17 protein-coding genes are annotated in these 22,548 nt (G+C 61.3%); 13 read left to right on the forward strand and 4 right to left on the reverse strand.

Annotated elements, in window-relative coordinates; genetic code table 11:
• The first annotated feature begins 109 nt into the window (after positions 1-109).
• Positions 110-1,453: an MATE family efflux transporter gene (locus tag E4O98_RS13775; protein WP_103733873.1), complete on the forward strand. Its 1,344-nt coding sequence runs from the start codon at positions 110-112 to the stop codon at positions 1,451-1,453.
• 111 nt (positions 1,454-1,564) lie between these two features.
• Here the strand turns inward: E4O98_RS13775 and speA are convergent, their stop codons facing one another.
• The 4 genes from speA to E4O98_RS13795 all read right to left on the reverse strand — a co-directional run bounded on the left by speA (position 1,565) and on the right by E4O98_RS13795 (position 5,781).
• Entirely contained in the window at positions 1,565-3,478 is a 1,914-nt protein-coding gene (gene speA / locus E4O98_RS13780) for an arginine decarboxylase (RefSeq protein WP_005784410.1), read from the reverse strand.
• A gap of 142 nt (positions 3,479-3,620) precedes the next feature.
• Entirely contained in the window at positions 3,621-3,992 is a 372-nt protein-coding gene (locus E4O98_RS13785; protein ID WP_005784408.1) for a translation initiation factor Sui1, read from the reverse strand.
• A 182-nt stretch (positions 3,993-4,174) separates the two neighbouring features.
• Positions 4,175-4,711: an NUDIX hydrolase gene (locus tag E4O98_RS13790; RefSeq protein WP_032878106.1), complete on the reverse strand. Its 537-nt coding sequence runs from the start codon at positions 4,709-4,711 to the stop codon at positions 4,175-4,177.
• Between the two features lie 2 nt (positions 4,712-4,713).
• Positions 4,714-5,781, reverse strand: coding sequence for a DUF2333 family protein (locus tag E4O98_RS13795; protein ID WP_003188197.1), 1,068 nt, complete (start codon positions 5,779-5,781; stop codon positions 4,714-4,716).
• A gap of 298 nt (positions 5,782-6,079) precedes the next feature.
• On the opposite strand from E4O98_RS13795, the gene E4O98_RS13800 reads away from it, so the two are divergent.
• The 12 genes from E4O98_RS13800 (at position 6,080) to E4O98_RS13855 (ending at position 22,342) form a co-directional block, all read left to right on the forward strand.
• Positions 6,080-7,750 carry a PleD family two-component system response regulator gene (locus tag E4O98_RS13800; RefSeq protein WP_078820186.1) on the forward strand — a complete coding sequence of 557 codons (1,671 nt, stop codon included), beginning with the start codon at positions 6,080-6,082 and terminating at the stop codon, positions 7,748-7,750.
• Positions 7,751-7,803: 53 nt separating this feature from the next.
• Positions 7,804-9,765, forward strand: a complete 1,962-nt coding sequence (locus E4O98_RS13805; RefSeq protein ID WP_248135519.1) for a methyl-accepting chemotaxis protein — start codon at positions 7,804-7,806, stop codon at positions 9,763-9,765.
• 296 nt (positions 9,766-10,061) lie between these two features.
• Entirely contained in the window at positions 10,062-10,517 is a 456-nt protein-coding gene (gene aroQ / locus E4O98_RS13810) for a type II 3-dehydroquinate dehydratase (protein ID WP_032878109.1), read from the forward strand.
• Positions 10,518-10,541: 24 nt separating this feature from the next.
• The gene (gene accB, locus E4O98_RS13815) at positions 10,542-11,006 is read left to right on the forward strand and encodes an acetyl-CoA carboxylase biotin carboxyl carrier protein (protein WP_003188191.1); all 465 of its coding nucleotides are present in this window, start codon (positions 10,542-10,544) and stop codon (positions 11,004-11,006) included.
• A gap of 17 nt (positions 11,007-11,023) precedes the next feature.
• Positions 11,024-12,385, forward strand: coding sequence for an acetyl-CoA carboxylase biotin carboxylase subunit (gene accC, locus E4O98_RS13820; protein WP_003188188.1), 1,362 nt, complete (start codon positions 11,024-11,026; stop codon positions 12,383-12,385).
• 275 nt (positions 12,386-12,660) lie between these two features.
• Positions 12,661-13,539 carry a 50S ribosomal protein L11 methyltransferase gene (gene prmA / locus E4O98_RS13825; RefSeq protein ID WP_032878110.1) on the forward strand — a complete coding sequence of 293 codons (879 nt, stop codon included), beginning with the start codon at positions 12,661-12,663 and terminating at the stop codon, positions 13,537-13,539.
• Positions 13,540-13,569: 30 nt separating this feature from the next.
• Positions 13,570-14,796 carry a DUF3426 domain-containing protein gene (locus E4O98_RS13830; RefSeq protein WP_248135521.1) on the forward strand — a complete coding sequence of 409 codons (1,227 nt, stop codon included), beginning with the start codon at positions 13,570-13,572 and terminating at the stop codon, positions 14,794-14,796.
• Positions 14,797-14,981: 185 nt separating this feature from the next.
• Complete coding sequence (gene dusB / locus E4O98_RS13835) at positions 14,982-15,995, forward strand: tRNA dihydrouridine synthase DusB (RefSeq protein ID WP_032878112.1); 1,014 nt, start codon at positions 14,982-14,984, stop codon at positions 15,993-15,995.
• On the forward strand, positions 15,992-16,312 hold the full coding sequence (gene fis, locus E4O98_RS13840; protein ID WP_002555375.1) for a DNA-binding transcriptional regulator Fis: 321 nt from the start codon (positions 15,992-15,994) through the stop codon (positions 16,310-16,312). Before dusB ends, fis begins: the two co-directional genes overlap by 4 nt.
• A gap of 81 nt (positions 16,313-16,393) precedes the next feature.
• Positions 16,394-18,001, forward strand: coding sequence for a bifunctional phosphoribosylaminoimidazolecarboxamide formyltransferase/IMP cyclohydrolase (purH, locus tag E4O98_RS13845; protein WP_248135523.1), 1,608 nt, complete (start codon positions 16,394-16,396; stop codon positions 17,999-18,001).
• A gap of 158 nt (positions 18,002-18,159) precedes the next feature.
• A complete protein-coding gene (gene purD, locus E4O98_RS13850) occupies positions 18,160-19,452 on the forward strand; it encodes a phosphoribosylamine--glycine ligase (RefSeq protein ID WP_032878115.1) in 1,293 nt (430 codons plus the stop codon).
• A gap of 115 nt (positions 19,453-19,567) precedes the next feature.
• Entirely contained in the window at positions 19,568-22,342 is a 2,775-nt protein-coding gene (locus tag E4O98_RS13855; RefSeq protein WP_032878117.1) for a hybrid sensor histidine kinase/response regulator, read from the forward strand.
• Positions 22,343-22,548 lie beyond the last annotated feature (206 nt).

Below are 22,548 nucleotides of genomic sequence, written 5' to 3' on the forward strand. Positions count from 1 at the left end.
GTTAGAAATTCCTGGCCGATTCACCGCAATCGGGGGCAAGCCCCCTCCCACATGGATCTGCGGCGTGATGGGTGGACGGGTACAATGCCCGCTCCACCAAGGAGCCTTCATGACCGCCCTGCTTGCCGACTGGCGCCACCGCCCCACCCATCGCCGCGTCTGGGCCCTGGCCGCGCCGATGATCCTGTCGAATATCTCCGTGCCGCTGGTAGCCCTGGTCGACAGCATGGTCATCGGCCACCTGCCCCACGCCCATCAACTGGGCGCCGTGGCCGTCGGTGCCAGCCTGTATACCTTCCTGGCCTGGGCCATGGGTTTCCTGCGCATGGGCTCCACCGGGTTCGCCGCCCAGGCCGCCGGGCGCAAGGATGGCGCGGCGCTGCGGCAAATCCTGTTGCAAGGCTTGCTGCTGGCGCTGGGGCTGGCGATGTTACTGGGCACGGTCGGTATTCCCCTGAGCCATCTGGCGTTGGAATGGATGCAGCCCTCCCCTGAACTGAACCAACTGACCCGCGAATTCTTCCACACCCGCCTGTTCGGCCTGCCCGCCGCCCTTGCCAGCTATGCGCTGGTCGGTTGGTTCCTCGGCACACAGAATGCGCGGGCGCCGCTGGCGATTCTGCTGACCACCAACCTGGTCAACATTGCGCTTAACCTGTGGTTTGTACTCGGCCTGGACTGGGGCGTGGTCGGCTCCGCCCGCGCCTCGGTGATCGCTGAATGGACCGGCGCGCTGCTCGGCCTGGCACTTACGCAAAAAGCCCTGCGCGCCTACCCTGGCCATATCGCCTGGGCTGCACTGAAACTGTGGCAAAGCTGGAGGCCGTTGCTGGCGGTCAACCGCGACATTTTTATCCGCAGCCTGGCCCTGCAGTCGGTGTTCTTCATGATCACGGTGCAAGGCGCACGGCTGGGGGATGCCACGGTCGCCGCCAATGCCTTGCTGCTCAATGGCCTGTTGCTGACGGCCCATGCGCTGGATGGCCTGGCTCACGCCGTCGAAGCCCTGTGCGGGCACGCCATTGGCGCCCATGACCGCCAGGCGTTGCGCCGCTCGCTGGTGGTTGCCTGCGGCTGGTCGCTGATCGCCAGCATCGGTTTCGCCCTGTTGTTCACCTTCGGCGGCCATCTGTTTATCGCTATGCAAACGGATATTCCCAGTGTGCGCGAAACCGCCGACATCTACCTGCCTTACCTGGCGGTACTGCCGTTGATAGCGGTGTGGAGTTATTTGCTCGATGGACTGTTTATCGGCGCAACGCGGGCGCGGGAGATGCGCAATGGGATGTTGCTGACGGTGCTGTTGGTGCTGCCGATTGCCTGGGCATTGCAGGGGCTGGGTAACCACGGGCTGTGGGTAACCTTCCTGCTGTTCATGGCGGTACGCAGCCTGACACTCTGGGCGATAGCCTGGCGCTTGAATCGGCAAGGGCTGTGGCTGGGAGCAAACTGAAGGAATGCAGATCCAAATGTGGGAGGGGGCTTGCCCCCGATAGCTGAGTGTCAGTCAACAGATTCATTGACTGATCCACCGCTATCGGGAGCAAGCCCCCTCCCACATATATTACGAGGACAGGTACGAAGAACGGGTCAAGCCCAGGCGCAACGCATCCAGGAACTGGGTACGCTCCGACGCGGAGATCTTCGCACTCGCACACTTGTCGCGGTAATGCGTCATCAACTCCTCCGGCGACAAGTGCACATAGCGCAGCATGTCTTCGATGGTGTCGTGGGTCTCGATCCCGGCGCTGTACACCGAACCGTCTTCACGCTGGTAGATGTTCACCGAGTCGGTGTCACCGAACAGGTTGTGCATGTCGCCCAGGATCTCCTGATACGCGCCGACCAGGAAGATACCCAACAGGTAGTCTTCACCTTCGTTCAAGCCGTGCACCGGCAGGCTGGTCTCGATGCTCTGCTCGTCGACGTACTGCTTGATCTTGCCGTCGGAGTCGCAGGTCAGGTCTTGCAGCACGGCACGGCGCAGCGGCTCTTCGTCGAGGCGGTGCAGCGGCAGGATCGGCAGGACCTGGCCGATGGCCCAGGTGTCCGGCAGGCTCTGGAACACCGAGAAGTTGCAGATGTACTTGTCGGCCAACTTGTCGTTGAGCTCGTCCAGCACCTGGCGATGCGAACGCTGGCGGGCTTTCAACGAGTTGTGCAGGCGGCGGCACACGGCGAAGTAGCACTGTTCGGCCAGGGCTTTTTCGGCCAGGGTCAGTTTGCCGTCGGCGTACTGGGTGGCCACGTCGCTCATGTAGTGGGTGGCGCGCCAGTAGGTTTCGGTGACCATTTCGATGTCGGTCGGACCGAGCAGGTCCACCAGCCATTGCACGGTTTCCGGCAGGCTTTCCTTGTTTTCAATAGTCGGGATTTCGTCGTTGTGCTTCTCGACATCAGTGACTTGCACCACCAGCATGGCGTGGTGGGCGGTCAGGGAGCGACCGCTTTCAGAGAAGATGTTCGGGTGCGGCAGGCTCTGCGCATCGCAGAATTCCTTGAGCATGCCCACGACCACGCCGGCGTAGTCGTCCATGTCGTAGTTGATCGAGCTGGCGTTACGCGAGTGGGTACCGTCGTAGTCCACGCCCAGGCCGCCGCCGACGTCGATGTGGTCCACCGGCAGGCCGAGGTTGCGCAGTTCGCCGTAGTAACGAATAGCTTCCTTGAACCCGTGCTGGTAGTCGGCCAGGTTGGCGATCTGCGAACCCATGTGGAAGTGCAGCAGGCGGATGCCCTGGTCCAGGCCGGCCGCGCGGAAACGCTCGACCACCGACAGCAACTGCGCCGCCGACAAGCCGAACTTGGATTTCTCGCCACCGGTGTCCGCCCACTTGCTCGATGCCAGGGAAGACAGGCGCACACGCAGACCCACCTGAGGCTTGACCTTGAGGCTGGCGGCCTCTTCGATCACCAGCCCGACCTCGGATTCTTTCTCGATCACGATAAATACGTTGTGACCAAGCTTCTGACCCATCAACGCCAGGCGGATGAACTCGCGGTCCTTGTAACCGTTGCAGACGATCGTGCCACCCTTCGGCGCCAGGGCCAACACGGCCAGCAGCTCGGGCTTGGAGCCCGCTTCCAGGCCGATGGAAACGTTCTGGGTGGCGATGATGTTCTCGATCACCGCTTCCTGCTGGTTCACCTTGATCGGGTACAACGCGGTGTACTTGCTCTGGTATTCCAGGCGTTCGATATTCGAATCGAAGGCGCCGGTGAGTTGGCGTACACGGTCTTGCAGAATGTCGGGGAAACGCACCAGCAGCGGCAACGACAGGCCGCTTTTACGCAGTTGATCGACCTGCTCGTACAAATCGACCGGCGTGCTGTTCGGACCGTTGGGGCGGACTTCTACGCGACCGGCTTCATTGATCGCGAAATAACCGGCCCCCCAATGGCGGATCCCGTAAACACTGCGGCTGTCCGCAACTGTCCATTGGCTGCCATCGTCTTTGCGTGTGCGTCGTACGGACATCGAAGTCCCCTATAAATGAAGGCGAAGGCGCCACCTCAAGCGGAGGCTGGCGCAGTCTAAAGAATGAAAATGACGATTTGCCTGCAAGAAGGTCAGACCCCACGCGCAGGACAGAGTTTAGCCACAGGTTGGGAAGAGGCTTTCAGCCACCGGACTTCTTGGCCTTGTAACCGAGCTTGATCAACTCGGCCAACAGCAGTTCGACGTGATCACCCTGAATCTCGATGACCCCGTCTTTCAACGCACCACCGGTGCCGCAGCGCTTTTTCAGCGTGGTGGCCAGCTCCTTGAGGGCATCTTCGGCCAGGGGCACGCCGGTGATGGTAGTCACCGTTTTGCCGCCACGGCCTTTGCTCTCGCGGCGTACGCGGGCAATGCCATCACCTTCGGGGATCAGGGTCTGTTTGCAGGTACACGAATCCACGGGCTGACGACAGTCCGGGCAGTGTCGACCTGCGTCGGTGGAAAATACCAGGCCACCAAGGGCGGCGAAGGATGCGGCTTTTTTGGCCACCGGCAATCCTCTTGGGAGGATGAAGACTGATCGGCGCCGCAAAGGGCGGTGACCGACCGCGAAGCCCCACTCAGGCAGGGGCAGCGCTACCGAACCGCTAATGTGGTTCGGGTGAAAAGGCGCGCAGTGTAACGGCAAAAAGCGAAGTTGCTAAGAGCCAAATGGCGCCAATTTATGCAACTTTAGCGACGTGAGGCGAGATAGCGCCGCAGACCTTCCTGAGCATCCGGGCAATAGGGCTTTTGCTCGGCCTCGGCAAGCACCGTTTCGAGGGGCAGAAAGCGTGCCTCCATGACCTCTTCAGGCTGCAAACACAACGGGCCGTCCCATACGGCAGAGTAGGAAGTGCACCACAGGCGGCTGTCACCATCTTCAAAGTAAAAATGATCGTGCTCGACCAACTCCACTCCACTTACGCCCAGCTCTTCGGCCAATTCTCGCTGTGCCGACAGGGCATAGCTTTCCCCCGCCGCCACCATACCGCCAGCCGCCGTATCCCAAAACCCCGGATACAGGGCCTTGCTCAAGGTGCGCCGATGCACACACAGCTCGCCCTTGGAATTGAACAGAAAGATAAAGGTGCAACGGCCAATCAGGCCGCGCTGGCGCAGGTCGGACCTGACCAGGTGGCCGAGCAGCTTGTCCTGCTCGTCGACCCAGCAGATCAGTTCAGCATCGGAGGCCGCACGGTGTTCGGCCTCCTTTTGAGTAGCGTCCATCATCAACCCTGGTTGAGGAGCTGACGCAAGTCGATCACTGCAGCGTTTGCCCGGGAAATATAGTTGGCCATCACCAACGAATGGTTCGCCAGTACCCCGAAGCCACTGCCGTTAAGAATCATAGGACTCCACACCGGCTCCTGCGAGGCCTCCAGCTCACGAATGATCTGGCGCACGCTGACGGTGGCGTTTTTCTTGGCCAGCACGTCGGCAAAGTCGACTTCGATGGCGCGCAGCAGATGGGACAAGGCCCATGCCTGGCCACGGGCTTCGTAGAACACGTTATCGATCTGCATCCATGGGGTTTCCACCACTTCTTCATCGACTTGCGGCACTTCGCCCGGCGCCAGCGCCTCGGTTTTAAGCGCGGTGTTCAGTTTGACGCGGCCGACGCTGGCCGACAGGCGCTGGGACAGCGAGCCCAGACGGGTCGCCACATCGCCCAGCCAGTTGTTCAGGTTGTCGGCACGCGCGTAAAACAGTGCGCCGCGCTGGTTCGGGTCAGACAGGCGCGCTTCGTAGCGGCTCAGGGAGTTGATGCCTTCCTGGTATTCCGACTCGCTCGAAGGCAGCACCCAGCTCTTGTTATCGAAGTTGAACCGCGGTTCGGCCTTGGCCAGGTCCGCGTCTTCAGCCGACTGAGACTGGGAGCGAGCGAAGTCTTTGCGCAGTGCACGGGTCAGGTCACGCACCTGCACCAGCACGCCATATTCCCAGCTCGGCATGTTGTCCATCCACAAGCCCGGCGGGAAACGGTCGTTGGAGATGTAGCCACCAGGCTTGTTCAGCAAGGTGCCGACCACGGTCTTGAGAGTTTCGACCGTGGTGTAACCCACGACCATCTGCTTGCCTTCCTTCTCGGCGGCAAGCTGGGCGTTCTGCTGGACCGGAAACAGCGCCGGCTCCTGGCTCCAGTACCAACCCAGGCCACCGGTGACCAGCAGGTACAGGCCGATAATGCTGAGCAAAGCCCGGCTCATCAGCAAGTTGCGAAAATAGCTGCGGTTGGCCGACTTGGGCTCAGGGGCGGGGCCTTTGGCACTGCCTTCACGGTTTTTCCAGTCCAGCATGGCGATATCCTTTCAATCACTTGAGTTCATGCACGTCAATTGTCCGGGTGCGTTCAGACACTCCGACCACAACCCTACCCCATCGTGCCCATCGTTGCGGGGCTTTTACGCGAAAGTGGCGCACAAGCAAGTTTGGACTATAAAGGATGCACGCTTTTTACGCTGCGCGACCCGCGGGTCAATAACTGAATATCCGGCACGCAGACTTAATTGACGTATGACACTCATGCAACAGAAAAGAGGTGCTAGCATAGAGCCATCAGTCGACCTCAGCATGCACCCTCACAGTAGTCAGGATATGACCGAGTCAGAAGACCCTAGCCGCGAGCGTCTCAAGCAGCATTTTGCCCAGCGGGTAATTCATCAGGCACGTCAAATTCTTGAGATCTGGCAGCGCCTGCAACGCGGCGAATGGTCGAACGCCGACTTTTCCGAACTCAGCGAAGCCAACCTGCGCCTGCAGCGCTTCGCCGAGCGTTTTGAACAGCCCGAACACCGCCAACTGGCCCAGCATATTGGCCAAACTCTCCAGGCGGTGGACGAAAACCGTGGCCGTTTGAGCAGCCAACTGATCACCGAACTCAACCGCTTGATGCAGCGCCTGTCGCGCACCGGCCTGCGTCAGGGTGACCAGCTTGAGCAAACCCTGCTGCCACCGATGCGCAAACCGATCTACGTGATGCTGGCCGACCACGACCGCGCCGAGCGCCTGGCCAAGCAGCTGGAATTCTTTGGCCTGAGTGCCCAATCCCTGGACAGCGTCTCGGCTTTTCACACGGCCATGGCTGAGCGCCTGCCGTCAGCCATCGTCATGGACGTGGACTTTTGCGGCCCCGGCCTGGGCCTCACCCTCGCCGCGCAAGCCCAGGAGGGCCTGGAGCAAAAGCTGCCGCTGTTGTTTTTCAGCCTGCACGAAACCGACACGCCGACGCGCCTGGCCGCCGTGCGCGCCGGAGGTGAGGAGTTCCTGACCGGCACCCTGGAGGCTTCGAGCCTGCTGGAAAAGATCGAAGTGCTGACTTGCGTTGCCCAGTACGAGCCGTACAAAGTGCTGATCATTGACGACTCGCGGGCCCAGGCGCTGCACACCGAGCGCCTGCTCAACAGCGCCGGGATTGTCACGCGCACCTTGATCGAACCGATCCAGGCCATGGCCGAACTGGCGGATTTCCAGCCCGACCTGATCATCCTCGACATGTATATGCCCGCCTGTACCGGCACCGAACTGGCCAAGGTGATTCGCCACAACGACCGTTACGTCAGCGTGCCGATCATCTACCTGTCGGCCGAAGACGACCTGGACAAACAGCTGGACGCGATGAGCGAAGGCGGCGATGACTTCCTGACCAAACCGATCAAGCCGCGCCACCTGATCACCACCGTGCGCAACCGCGCAGCGCGTGCGCGCAACTTGAAGGCGCGGATGGTGCGCGACAGCCTGACCGGGCTGTACAACCATACGCATATCCTGCAATTGCTCGAAGACTGCAGCTTTCGCGCCCGCCGCGAGAACAAGCCATTGAGCTTTGCGATGCTGGATATCGACCACTTCAAACGTGTCAATGACAGCCACGGCCACCCCATGGGCGACCGGGTGATCAAGAGCCTGGCGCTGTTTCTCAAGCAGCGCCTGCGCAAGACCGACTACATCGGCCGTTATGGCGGTGAAGAATTCGCCATTGTGATGCCCGACACCGACGTGGAATCGGCCTGCAAGGTACTGGACGACATTCGGCGGCGCTTTGCAGAAATCCACTACCCCGCCCAACCGCAGGATTTGTGGTGCACCTTCAGCGCCGGCCTGGTGGAGCTGTGTGACGGTTGCGACAGCCTGACGATGGCTGCCCAGGCTGACGAAGCGCTATATCTTGCCAAGGACGCCGGACGCAACCGCGTGCAAGCCGCGCGCGCATCAAAGCAAAGTGCCATCTTTTCACCGGAATCCACCGAATCGGTCATAACTCTGTAACGCAAGCGCAATAACTTCAGGCACTTATCTTTTGCCGTCGGTTGAAACCCCGCATGCGCCTCAAGCTGCTGACCAATCTCAATACCCTTCTGCTGGTGGCCGTATGCCTGGCCCTCGGGGCGACGCTGTGGTGGTCGCAACGGGCGCTGGAGCGGCCTTATTTATTGATGGAGCGCTACCTGGGCCTGTCCCAGGGCTTTCAAAACCAGGCAGCGCGCAATATCGACGACTACCTGGCCAGCGGCGATGCCCTGCGCCTGAGCAGCGCCAGTCAAAGCCTGGAGAGCCTGTTGCAGCAACTCGCGCAATTGCCGGCCGAGTTAGCGCAAACCCTGCACCCCAGCCTTGCGGACCTGGAAACCTTCAGTAAGACCGACCTGCTGGCGGCAGGCAAGCTGGCCGGCGACCCGCAAGCACTGTTGGTTCAGGCCGAGCGCGAACTGGGCGCAAACCTGGAGCAACTGAGCCAGTACGCCAGCGGCGTCAACTCCACAGACGCAGCACGCTACCTGCCTCCCCTGCTGACCGCCTCGCAGCATCTGGGCAAATTGTCCCTGGCCCGCGACAAGCTGGTGAGCAGCGGCCGCGCCGAGCTGGCCGACGAGGTGGAGCGCGAGATTGCCACCATGCGCACCCAGGCCGACCTGTTGGCGCAGTTACCATTGCTTGGGGTAAAGGCCAGCGCCGAATCCAACGTTGACGATTTCTCCGCGTTGATGGGCCTGGAAAACACCGAAAAAACCGCAGCCCAGGACACCGGCGTCGACCTCAAGCGCGAGCTCAACAGCCTGTTGACCCGCTACCCCGCCGAACTCCAGCGCACCCGCGAGCAGATCCAGCAGCGCGCCGACCTCGCCGCTGCCACCCACCTGAAGATCGCCAACGTGCAACAGGCCATCGCCGGCCTGGAGCCGGTAGTGCGTGCACAGCACGCCAGAATCCAGGGCGAGGTGCGTGTGCTGCAAGGCGTGATGATCGGCCTGATCCTGTTGATCGCACTGCTGATCGACACGCTTCAACGGCGCCTGGCACGGGTGCTGACCAATCTGGCACCGGCCTTGTCGACCTGGGCCGAAGGTAATTTCAGCCAGCCGATAGCCCTGGGCAAGACCAACCATGAACTGCACGCTATCGAAGCCTCCCTGAACCTCCTGCGCGCCTATCTGGTGGGCCTGGTAGGCACTATTCGCGGGAATGCCGAAGCAGTGGCCGGCAGCAGCCGCGCCCTCGCCGAACTGAGCAGCGGCCTGCACGACGGCGCCGAGCGTCAGGCCGGCGACACCGCGCAAATCCGTGACTCCCTGGGTGAACTGGAAGCCACCATCCAGCAAGTGGCCGGGGATGCCAGCCAGGCTGCCGGCGCCAGTCGCAGTGCAGGCTTTGCTGTGGAGCAAGGCCAGCGCGTAATCGGCCTGAGCCTGACCGGGTTGCACGCCTTGGTGGGCGAAGTGCAGCAAAATGCGCAGATGATCGAGAAACTCGCGGAAGAATCCGCCACCATCGGCGGCGTGCTGACCGTGATTCGCTCGATTGCCGAGCAGACCAACTTGCTGGCGCTCAATGCCGCTATCGAGGCGGCTCGCGCCGGTGAAGCCGGACGCGGCTTCGCGGTGGTGGCCGACGAAGTCCGTTCCCTGGCCCAGCGCACCGCTGGCGCTACTGCCGAAATCCAGGGCCTGATCGCCGGCCTGCAAACCGCCGCCCATCAATCGGTACAAGGCATGCGCGCCCAGGTTGAACACGCCGAAGCCACCGCCCAGCAAGCCCAGGCAGCAGATGGTGCGCTGGATGAAATCGTCGGCGCGATCCAGACGATTTCCGAGACGGCGGTACGCATTGCCGATGTGACTGCGCAGCAGAGTGGGGCCGTGAGTGAGATTCGCGATAACAGTGAGCGGATTCACCAGCTGGGTGAGGACAACCTGCTGCGTATCGGCCAGGGGCGTAGCCAGGGTGAGCACCTGTTGGTGCTCGGAGGGCAACTCAACACTGCCGTACAAGCCTTCCGCGTCTGACCCGCTCTCCCGCCCTATGGAGATCAAATGTGGGAGGGGGCTTGCTCCCGATTACAGTGTGTCAGTCTCAATACCTGTAGCTGATCCACCGCTATCGGGAGCAAGCCCCCTCCCACATTTGATCTTCAGTGGATTCAAGACCGTGTTCGGCATGACCGGATTCCGGGCCACAGTCACAAATTTCGCGCAATCCTCGCTAATCGTGCTGGCTACTGCATAGAACTGGACAGTCACAAAGGCTTTGCGGCATAGTCGCCGGGTTCTGCCGCACCCCTACCAATAACAAGGAACAGCCGATGGCGACCTTACTGGTTCTTCATGGACCCAACCTGAACCTGCTTGGCACCCGCGAACCGGGCGTCTACGGGGCAGTGACCCTCGACCAGATCAACCTCGACCTGGAAAGACGGGCCCGTGAAGCCGGCCACCATCTGCTCTACCTGCAAAGCAATGCCGAGTATGAATTGATTGATCGCATCCACGCCGCGCGTAACGAAGGCGTGGACTTTATCCTGATCAATCCCGCCGCTTTTACGCATACAAGCGTTGCATTACGTGACGCGCTGCTGGCGGTGAGCATCCCATTCATCGAAGTGCATTTATCGAACGTGCACAAACGCGAAGCTTTCCGCCATCACTCTTACTTCTCCGATGTAGCGGTAGGAGTGATCTGCGGCCTTGGCGCCAGCGGTTACCGACTGGCCCTGGAGGCCGCCCTGGAACACGTTGAAGAACAGGCTAAACGCCCCTGACCGACCCTTGGGAGTTGATGATTCATGGATATCCGTAAAGTTAAGAAACTGATCGAACTGCTGGAAGAATCCGGTATCGACGAGCTGGAAATCAAGGAAGGCGAAGAGTCCGTACGGATCAGCCGTCACAGCAAGACCCCGGCCCAACAGTTCTACGCACCGCAGATGCAAGCACCGGCTCCTGCCGCTGCCGCCCCTGCCGCCGCTCCAGCCGCTGCCGCAGCCCCTGCTGCCCCAGCCGCACCAGCGTTGAACGGCTTCGTGGTCAAGTCGCCAATGGTCGGTACTTTCTACCGCACCCCGGCACCGACCTCGCCAGCCTTCGTTGAAGTAGGCAAGACCGTGAAAGTGGGCGACACCATCTGCATCGTTGAAGCGATGAAGATGATGAACCACATCACCGCTGAAAAAGCCGGCGTCATTGAATCCATCCTGGTAGAAAACGGTCAGCCGGTTGAGTACGACCAGCCGCTGTTCACCATCGTTTGAACCGCGGAGCGCCTTCGATGTTGAAACCTGCGAAGAAACTGCAAAAAGTCCTGATCGCCAACCGCGGCGAGATCGCGCTGCGTATCCTGCGCGCCTGTAAGGAAGAGGGCATCAAGACCGTCGCTGTTTACTCGACGGCCGATACCGAATTGATGCACGTGAAACTGGCGGACGAAAGCATCTGCATCGGCCCGCCACTGGCCACGAACTCGTACCTGAAAGTCTCGAACATCATCGCTGCCGCAGAAGTGACCGGCGCTGATGGCATCCACCCGGGCTACGGCTTCCTCGCGGAAAACGCCGACTTCGCCGAACAGGTGGAAAAATCCGGGTTTGCCTTCATCGGCCCCAAAGCCGAAACCATTCGCCTGATGGGCGACAAGGTCTCGGCCAAGGACGCCATGATTGCAGCGGGCGTGCCGACCGTTCCAGGCTCCGACGGCCCACTGCCTGAAGACGAGGAAACCGCTCTGCGCATTGGTCGCGAAGTCGGTTACCCGGTGATCATCAAGGCCGCCGGTGGCGGTGGTGGTCGCGGTATGCGCGTGGTGCACAAGGAAGAAGACCTGATCGAAGCCGCCAAGCAGACCCGCTCCGAAGCGGGCGCCTGGTTCGGCAACCCGATGGTCTACCTGGAGAAGTACCTGACCAACCCACGTCACGTGGAAGTCCAGGTGCTGTCCGACGGCCAGGGCCACGCCATCCACCTGGGCGACCGCGATTGCTCGCTGCAACGTCGTCACCAGAAAGTGTTGGAAGAAGCCCCGGCACCGGGCCTCGACGAAAAAGCCCGCCAGGAAGTCCTGGCACGCTGCGTCAAGGCGTGCATCGACATCAACTACCGTGGCGCCGGTACCTTCGAGTTCCTCTACGAGAACGGTCGCTTCTACTTCATCGAGATGAACACTCGTGTGCAGGTAGAGCATCCGGTTTCGGAGATGGTCACCGGTATCGACATCGTCAAGGAGATGCTGAGCATCGCCGCGGGTAACGTGCTGTCCTTCACCCAGGACGACGTGAAGATGCACGGCCACTCCCTGGAGTGCCGCATCAACGCCGAAGACCCGAAAACCTTTATCCCAAGCCCTGGCCTGGTCAAGCATTTCCACGCGCCCGGCGGCAACGGCGTACGTGTGGATTCGCACCTGTACAGCGGCTACAAGGTTCCGTCCAACTACGACTCGCTGATCGGCAAGCTGATAACCTGGGGCGCGACCCGCGACGAGGCCATGGCCCGTATGCGCAACGCCCTGGACGAAATCGTGGTCGACGGCATCAAGACCAACATCCCGCTGCATCGGGACCTGGTTCGCGATGAGGGCTTCTGCGAGGGTGGTGTGAACATTCACTACCTGGAACACAAGCTGGCCAACCAGTAAGTGCTCCACCCAACAAAGCCGCCTTCGGGCGGCTTTGTTGTTTCTGCCCCCCAGCTTTCAGGCCATACACAGTACAAATGTGGGAGGGGGCTTGCCCCCGATTGCAGTGTGTCAGCCTCAGTATCTGTAACTGATCCACCGCTATCGGGGGCAAGCCCCCTCCCACATTTGGTCCGCATTCATTCAGTAATGTCGTCTTATGCTGCCCGCTCGCGTAAACTTGCGCGCTTTCGCGGCCTACTCGCTGCACATTCATTTTTTCAAAGGTGCCCGCCATGCCTTGGCTGCAAGTCCGTCTCGCCATCAGCCCAGAACAAGCCGAAACCTACGAAGACGCTTTCCTCGAAGTGGGCGCTGTGTCGGTGACCTTCATGGACGCCGAAGACCAGCCGATCTTCGAGCCGGAACTCAACACCACGCCGCTGTGGTCCCACACCCACCTGCTGGCCCTGTTCGAAGACGGCACCGATGCCGCCGCCGTACTGGCCCATATGGAACTGCTCACCGGCGGCCCGCTGCCCGAGCATCACAGCGAAGTCATCGAAGACCAGGACTGGGAACGCAGCTGGATGGATAACTTCCAGCCCATGCGCTTCGGCCAGCGCCTGTGGATCGTGCCAAGCTGGCACGCTGCTCCCGAGCCAGACGCCGTCAACCTGCTGCTGGACCCGGGCCTGGCGTTCGGCACCGGCACCCACCCCACCACCGCCCTGTGCCTGGAATGGCTGGACGGCCAGGACCTGACCGACAGCAACGTACTGGACTTCGGCTGCGGCTCCGGAATCCTGGCGATTGCCGCGCTGCTGCTGGGCGCCAAGGAGGCCGTGGGCACCGATATCGACGTGCAGGCCCTGGAAGCCTCCCGCGATAACGCCGGGCGTAATAACATCGCTGAAGGCAAATTCCCACTCTATCTGCCTGAAGATCTGCCCCAGGTACAGGCCGATGTACTGGTCGCCAATATCCTCGCCGGGCCGCTGGTGTCGCTGGCACCGCAACTGTCGAGCCTGGTCAAGCCGGGTGGGCGCCTGGCGCTGTCGGGTATCCTCGCCGAGCAAGGTGAAGAAGTGGCTGCGGCCTACGCCAGGGATTTCGAGCTGGACCCGATCGCCAACCGTGATGGCTGGGTACGCATCAGCGGTCGTCGGCGCTAGAATGAGCGCTTGTCTGAATCGGATGGCCGCATGACCGACAGTTTCGTCACCCAGTGCCCGCATTGCCAAGCCCGCTTCCGTGTCAACCACGCTCAGTTGAGCGTGGCCCGTGGCGTGGTGCGCTGCGGCTCGTGCCTGCAAGTGTTCAACGCCGCTCGCCAGTTGCTGGAGCAGCGCGCCCAAGTGTCGGCAGCCGAACCTGAACTGGCCACTGTGGTTGAGCCAACGCCTGCCCCCCCGCGAGCCATCAGCCAGAAACAGTGGACAGCCCAGGAGCTGGACCTGGACAACCTGGACCTGGACGAAGAACTGGCCAAGCTCGAGCGCCGCGAGATTCAGCACACTCAACCCCAGGGCGCGGAGCGTCGGCAACCCGGCACCGATCGTCGGCACAAGGAAGACACCCTCAGCGCCAGCCGCGACACGGTCAAGGCCGAGGAAGAACAATGGGCCGCCAGCCTGTTCAGCGAGCCCGCGCAAGAGCGCGCAGACAGCGACGAAGACGAGCCTGAACCAAGCAATACCCGGCAGCGCACCGAACCGTCCATGTCGCTGCACAGCGAAACCATCGACGACGAGCCAACCCTGCTCTCGCCCCTGCATGACGACGAGCCCGACCCGCCCTTCACGCCCCTGACCCCAGCGGCAGAAGAAGCCGATGAACGCCCGCAATCACGGCGTAAACGCCCACGCACCGAGGCCAGCGTGCACGACGCCGTGCTCCAGGACCTTGAAGACGACCCGCTGCACCTCTATGCGCAGAAACGTCCGTCGGGCTGGGGCCGCCGCCTGATCTGGATCCTGCTGGTGCTGATCGCCGCCGCCGGCCTGGCAGGCCAGTACATCGCCTACCAATTCGACGAACTGGCCCGTCAGGACGCCTACCGTCCGTGGTTCCAGCAGCTGTGCCCGAAATTGGGTTGCACCGTGCCATCGCGGGTCGATATCGCCCATATCAAGAGCAGCAACCTGGTGGTACGCAGCCACCCGGAGTTCGCCGGTGCGCTGGTGGTGGATGCGATCCTCTATAACCGCGCAACCTTTTCCCAGCCGTTCCCGCTGCTGGAACTGCGTTTTGCAGATTTGAACGGCAGCCTGATCGCCAGCCGTCGCTTCAAACCCGCCGAGTATCTGAGCGGCGAGTTGGCCGGCGTCAGCGAAATGCCTTCGCAGACACCGATCCACATTTCCCTGGACATCCTTGATCCCGGCAACAAAGCCGTGAACTACAGCCTGAGCTTCCACTCGCCCGAGTGAAACGCCACGCCCGCAGAGGGTTGACGGCGGATTATTGACTTGACCGACGTCAACCAAACCGGCGGCGATAAAAAAATAACTGTTCAGATTTTATCCAATTCAGCCTTTAACCCGTCATCGAGAGCGGGTATCATGCCAACCCTTTTTCGAACTCTAATGATCCGGCCCCACAACAGGGAAGTCCTATGTCGGCGGTACGCATCGGCCCATATACATTGCAGAACGGCTTGATCCTCGCCCCGATGGCGGGTGTCACCGATCAGCCCTTTCGTCAGCTGTGCAAGCGTTTAGGCGCGGGTCTAGTAGTCTCTGAAATGGTTACCAGCGACATGAGTTTGTGGAACACCCGCAAATCGCGGATGCGCATGATCCACGAAGGTGATCCCGAGCCACGCTCGGTACAGATCGCCGGGGGTGATGCGCAGATGCTGGCGGATGCGGCCCGGGCCAATGTGGAGCTGGGTGCACAGATCATTGATATCAACATGGGCTGCCCGGCCAAGAAGGTCTGCAACAAGGCCGCCGGTTCCGCCCTGTTGAAAGATGAGCAGTTGGTCGCCGAGATCCTGCAGGCCGTCGTTGGCGCAGTCGATGTGCCGGTGACCCTGAAGATTCGTACCGGTTGGGACCGGGACAACAAAAATGGCCTCACAGTGGCAAAGATCGCTGAACAGGCCGGGATTACAGCGCTGGCGGTGCATGGCCGTACCCGCGCCGACCTTTATACCGGTGAAGCCGAGTACGACACCATTGCCGCGATCAAGCAGGCCGTGTCGATGCCGGTATTTGCCAATGGCGACATCGACTGCGCCGAGAAAGCCCGGCGTGTGCTGCACGCAACCGGTGCCGACGGATTGTTGATTGGCCGGGCCGCCCAGGGGCGACCGTGGATTTTTCGCGAGATCGAGCATTTCCTGCGCACTGGTGAAGTCTTGCCGGCGCCGGAGTTGGTCGAAGTGGAACGTATTCTGCTGGAGCATCTGGCCGCCCTGCACGCCTTCTATGGGGATGTGATGGGCGTACGCATTGCTCGCAAGCATGTCGGCTGGTATCTCGCCACCTTGCCGGGCGCCAAGGAATTTCGCGCTCAGTTCAATCGTTTGGATGAAACGCAGGCACAGGTCGCCACCGTTCGTGAGTTCTTCGCCGAACGTGACAAGAGCCTGGGAACAGGGGATGGAAAAGGGGTGGCCGCATGACGATGATGACCGAGACTTTAGTGAGTGGAACAACACCCGTGAGCGACAACGTCAATTTGAAACAGCACCTCAACACGCCCAGCGAAGAAGGCCAGACCCTTCGCGGGAGTGTCGAGAAAGCGCTGCACAATTATTTCGCCCACCTTGAGGGTGCTTCCGTCACGGACGTGTACAACCTGGTGCTCTCCGAAGTCGAGGCGCCCTTGCTCGAAAGCGTGATGAACTACGTCAAGGGCAACCAGACCAAAGCCAGTGAGCTGCTGGGCCTCAACCGTGGCACCTTGCGCAAAAAGCTCAAGCAGTACGATTTGCTGTAAGCATTCAATCAAACCAGAAAGGCGCCCGCGTAAAACCGGTCGCCTTTTTTGCTGACTCCTTTGCTTTTGATGGAAATTGAAATGACCGACCAGACTACCCGCCTGCCGATCCGCCGCGCCTTGATCAGTGTTTCCGACAAGACCGGGATCCTCGAATTTGCCCGGGAGCTGGAAGCCCTGGGTGTGGAAATCCTCTCCACGGGCGGGACCTTCAAACTGCTGCAGGACAACGGCGTGGCCGCAGTAGAAGTCGCGGACTACACCGGTTTCGCAGAAATGATGGACGGTCGCGTCAAGACCCTGCACCCGAAAATCCATGGCGGCATCCTCGGCCGTCGCGGCATCGACGACGCCATCATGACCGAGCACGGCATCAAGCTGATCGACCTGGTGGCCGTTAACCTCTACCCATTCGAAGCCACCATCAACAAGCCAGGCTGCGACCTTCCCACCGCCATCGAGAACATCGATATCGGCGGCCCGACCATGGTGCGCTCGGCGGCCAAGAACCACAAAGACGTGGCCATCGTGGTCAACGCCAGCGACTACGCCAACGTGCTGGCAAACCTGAAAGCCGGTGGCCTGACCTACGCCCAGCGTTTCGACCTGATGCTCAAGGCGTTCGAACACACCGCAGCCTATGACGGCATGATCGCCAACTACATGGGCACCGTGAACCAAGCGGCTGACACCTTGAGCACAGAAGGTCGCAGCCAGTTCCCGCGCACCTTCAACAGCCAGTTCATCAAGGCCCAGGAAATGCGCTACGGCGAGAACCCGCACCAGAGCGCGGCGTTCTACGTGGAAGCCAAGCCTGCCGAAGTGGGCATTGCCACCGCGACCCAGCTGCAAGGCAAAGAACTTTCCTACAACAACGTGGCCGATACCGACGCCGCGCTGGAATGCGTGAAGAGCTTCGTCAAACCGGCCTGCGTGATCGTCAAGCACGCCAACCCGTGCGGCGTGGCCGTGAGCCCGGACGCTGAAGGCGGTATCCGCCAGGCGTACGAACTGGCCTACGCCACCGATACCGAATCTGCGTTCGGCGGCATCATTGCCTTCAACCGCGAGCTGGATGCCGAGACCGCCAAGGCGATCGTCGAGCGCCAGTTCGTCGAGGTGATCATCGCGCCAAGCGTCAGCGAAGAAGCCCGCGCCATTGTCGCCGCCAAAGCCAACGTGCGCCTGCTGGCCTGCGGCGAGTGGTCGGCCGACCGCGCCGCTGCCTGGGACTACAAGCGCGTCAATGGCGGCTTGCTGGTACAGAGCCGCGACATCGGCATGATCGGCAGCCAAGACTTGAAAGTGGTGACCAAACGCGCCCCGACCGAGCAAGAGATCAACGATTTGATCTTTGCCTGGAAAGTCGCCAAGTACGTTAAATCCAACGCCATCGTCTACGCCAAGAACCGCCAGACCATCGGTGTCGGCGCCGGCCAGATGAGCCGTGTGAACTCGGCGCGTATCGCCGCGATCAAGGCAGAACACGCCGGTTTGCAGGTGGTGGGTTCGGTAATGGCTTCCGATGCATTCTTCCCGTTCCGTGATGGCCTGGATAACGCCGCGAAAGCCGGTGTTACTGCCGTGATCCAACCGGGCGGCTCGATGCGTGATGCAGAAGTGATTGCCGCTGCTGATGAAGCCGGCATCGCCATGGTCTTCACCGGTATGCGCCACTTCCGCCACTGATCCCACTCGATCGAAATGTGGGAGGGGGCTTGCTCCCGATAGCGGTATTTCAGCAGGTTGATTATTTGACTGATACACCGCAATCGGGAGCAAGCCCCCTCCCACATAAAGCGCACTTGCGGCGCCTCACAGAATTTGCTTCATCCGAGGTTTTTGAAATGAATGTTTTGATCATTGGCAGCGGTGGCCGTGAACACGCCCTGGCCTGGAAAGTTGCCCAGGACCCACGTGTCCAGAAAGTCTTCGTCGCCCCCGGCAACGCCGGTACCGCCATTGAGGCCAAGTGCGAAAACGTCGCCATCGACGTACTGGCCCTTGAGCAACTGGCAGATTTTGCCGAGAAGAATGTTTCCCTGACCATCGTCGGCCCGGAAGTGCCACTGGTTGCCGGCGTCGTCGATCTGTTCCGCAGCCGTGGCCTGGATTGCTTCGGCCCGACCGCTGGCGCCGCCCAGTTGGAAGGCTCGAAAGCCTTCACCAAGGATTTCCTGGCACGCCACAAGATCCCCACCGCCGACTACCAGAACTTCACCGAGATCGAGCCGGCCCTCGCCTACCTGCGCGAAAAAGGCGCACCGATCGTGATCAAGGCCGATGGCCTGGCTGCCGGTAAAGGCGTGATCGTCGCCATGACCCTGCAGGAAGCCGAAGACGCCGTGCGCGACATGCTCGCCGGCAATGCCTTTGGTGATGCAGGTTCGCGCGTGGTGATCGAGGAATTCCTCGACGGCGAAGAAGCCAGTTTCATCGTAATGGTCGACGGCAAGAACGTACTGCCCATGGCCACCAGCCAGGACCACAAGCGCGTCGGCAATGGCGACAGCGGCCCGAACACTGGCGGCATGGGTGCTTACTCCCCGGCGCCAGTGGTCACCAGCGATGTGCATCAGCGCGTCATGGACCTGGTGATCTGGCCGACCGTGCGCGGCATGGCCGACGAGGGCAACGTCTACACCGGTTTCCTCTACGCCGGCCTGATGATCGACAAAGCCGGTAACCCGAAAGTCATCGAGTTCAACTGCCGTTTCGGCGATCCGGAAACACAACCGGTGATGCTGCGCCTGCAATCTAGCCTGGTGCTGCTGGTGGAAGCGGCGCTGGCCCAAGCGCTGGATAAGGTCGAAGCACAGTGGGACCCACGCCCGAGCGTCGGCATCGTGCTGGCGGCCGGTGGTTACCCTGCCGATTACGCCAAGGGCGATGTGATTGAAGGTCTGGATGCCGCCGCTGCGCTGGAAGGCAAGGTGTTCCACGCAGGCACCGCGCTCAAGGACGGCAAAGTTGTAACCGCAGGTGGCCGTGTGTTGTGCGCCACCGCAATGGGTGCCAGTGTCGATGCAGCACAACAGCAGGCGTACAAGCTGGCTGCGAAAATCGACTGGAAAGGTTGTTTCTACCGCACCGACATCGGCTACCGTGCCATTGCCCGTGAACGCGGCGAGAACAGCTGAGAGCTACACTTGCAGTAGCTATCCGTTCGGTTAGGTAAGGGCCTTTGGCCCTTGCCGTACACATGTCGCCCCGCGCATAGTTAACCCGTGCATCAACCTACGAAGGGATTTCGCCGTGCGCTGGCTCAGGATCGCCATAGGTTTCACAGTCAGCTTGCTGACCCTGCTCTGCCTGCTCCCGGCCCAGGCCGCCGCACAAGGCAGTGGTTGGGCGGTATTGCTTGATGAACAGGCCGACCTGCAACTGAGCGACATCCGTTCCGCCCGCTACACCAATCAATTCAGCCCCATCGAACTGGACCGGATCACTGCCGCGCAGCCGGACGGTGCGTTGTGGGTGCGGTTCAGGCTGCAGCCCGGCAAGCACGAACAAGTGCTGCGGGTCTTTGCCCCGGATCTTTCCAGCCTGAGCCTGTATGTACTGGACGGCGATACCCTGGTGGAGCAACAAACCACCGGCACGCGCCAACCCCAGGTTGAACGCCCGCTGCCCAGCAGCGATTTCATGCTGCCGATGCCCCAGAGCCCACGGCCTCTGGAGGTGTACCTGCGCCTGGTCTCGGAACACGAACTGCGCCCCTACATCACCCTGGAACCTGCAGTACTGGCCGCCGCCAACCAGAACCAGACGCTGATCTACGGCCTGCTGTTCGGCGTGCTGCTGATGCTGATCCTGCACAACCTCACGCGCTTCGCCTACCACCGCTCGCGCAGCAGCCTGTGGCTGGCCGCCTGCGAATTGCTGTTGATGCTCAGCCTGGCGCTGCTGCTCAACCTGGTGGGGCCATGGCTGCCGAACTGGCACGCGATCCAGACCCCTGGCGCCTACCTCGCCCTGTTGCTGACCGCACCTTGCGGGTTGATGTTCGCCTACCGCTTCTTCATGCCCCTGGGCCCGCACCCGCTGAACAAGGTGTTGATGGCCGATATCCTGCTGATCGTGCTGTGCGGTCTGCTGTTGTTGTTCGTCAATACCCTGCCACTGAACATCATCACCTATGCCCTGGTGGCGCTGGCCGGCCTGAGCATGTTGTTTGTCTCGGCCTACCACTGGCAAAAAGGCTACCGCCCGGCGCGTCTGTTCGTGGCGGCGATGGTGGTGTTCAACATTGGCACACTGATCATTCTTCCCGCCCTGCTCGGCCTCACCCTGGTGGCGCCGCAGGGCCTGATCGTCACCCTGCTGGGTTTCATCTGCCTCAGCGGCCTGTTGATGAGCCTGGCCCTGGGCGAACGCCAGCGCGCGATTGTCGAAACGCGCTTCAGCCTGAGCCGCGACCTGGCCGCCAGCAACGCCGAAATCGCCGCCAAGGCCGAGTTCCTGGCGAAGATCAGCCATGAAATCCGCACGCCCATGAACGGCGTGCTGGGCATGACCGAACTGCTATTGGGTACGCCGCTGTCGGTGAAGCAGCGCGACTACGTGCAGACCATCCACAGCGCCGGTAACGAGCTGCTCACCCTGATCAACGAGATTCTCGACATTTCCAAGCTGGAGTCCGGGCAGATCGAACTCGATGATGTGCAGTTCGACCTCAACGCGTTGATCGACGACTGCCTGAGTATCTTTCGCGCCAAGGCCGAGCAGCAGAATGTCGAGCTGATCAGCTTTATCCAGCCCCAGGTGCCACGCGTGATCAGCGGCGACCCGACGCGCCTGCGCCAGGCGTTGTTGAGCCTGCTGGAGAACGCCCTGCACAAGACCGATGAAGGCGAAGTGCTGATCGTCGTGGCCCTCGACGAGCGCAGCACCAAGCCCCGTTTGCGCATTGCCGTGCAGGACAGCGGCGTGCCGATGGAAGCCGCCGAACGCGACGCGCTGCTGCACAGCGAACTGCACAGCAAGAACTTCCTCTCGGCGACACGCCTGAGCGGTCACCTGGGCCTGGTCATTGCCCGCCAGTTGATCCTGCTGATGAACGGCGAATTCGGTATCAAGAGTGGCAGCCATCAGGGCAGTACCTTGTGGCTGACCCTGCCGCTGGACCCGGAGCGCCTGGAGCACCCGACGTCGGATCTCGACGGCCCGCTCAAGGACGCCCGCGTGCTGGTGGTGGACGACAACGACACCTGCCGCAAAGTACTGGTGCAGCAATGTTCGGCCTGGGGCCTGAATGTCAGCGCCGTGCCGTCCGGCAAGGAGGCCCTGGCGCTGCTGCGCACCAAGGCACACCTGCGCGATTACTTCGACGTGGTGCTGCTGGACCAGAACATGCCGGGCATGACCGGCATGCAACTGGCGGCGAAGATCAAGGAAGACCCGAGCCTGAACCACGACATCCTGCTGATCATGCTCACCGGTATCAGCAATGCGCCGAGCAAGATCATCGCGCGCAACTGCGGGATCAAGCGCATCCTCGCCAAACCCGTGGCCGGTTATACGCTCAAGACGACCCTGGCCGACGAACTGGCTCAACGCAGCAAAGGCGCAGCCATTCCACGCCCCGCCCCCAGCGCGCCGGTGGCGGTGACCGTGCCGAGCGATTTCCGCATCCTGGTAGCCGAAGACAACAGCATCTCCACCAAAGTGATTCGCGGCATGCTCGGCAAACTCAACCTCAACCCGGACACCGCCAGCAACGGCGAAGAAGCCCTGCAAGCGATGAAGGCCCAGCGCTATGACCTGGTGTTGATGGATTGTGAAATGCCAGTCCTCGATGGATTCTCTGCCACGCAGCAGCTGCGCGCGTGGGAAGTCAGCCACCAACGCGTACGCACGCCGGTGGTAGCGCTCACGGCGCATATTCTTTCGGAACATAAAGAACGCGCACGCCAGGCCGGCATGGACGGGCATATGGCCAAGCCGGTGGAGCTATCACAGTTGCGCGAGCTGGTGGATTACTGGGTAGTGCAGCGCCAAAAGCTTCCTGAGCGCAGCACCATTTCCTGATTTGAAATACCATCCCCTGTGGGAGCGGGCTTGCTCGCGAAGGCGGCCTGACAGCCGACACAGTTATACCGAGTACATATCCATTCCTGCGGTAACGGCCACTTAGGGTTCCGCTTTTACAGTGGGTCACTTTTGAAAAGCGCAGAAGTAACCCAAACGCTCTTGCCCCACCACTCGGCACCTCGCTTAGGCTCGGTGTGCCCGTA

The organism is Pseudomonas sp. W2Jun17 (genome assembly GCF_023127795.1).
Lineage (GTDB): Bacteria > Pseudomonadota > Gammaproteobacteria > Pseudomonadales > Pseudomonadaceae > Aquipseudomonas > Aquipseudomonas synxantha_A.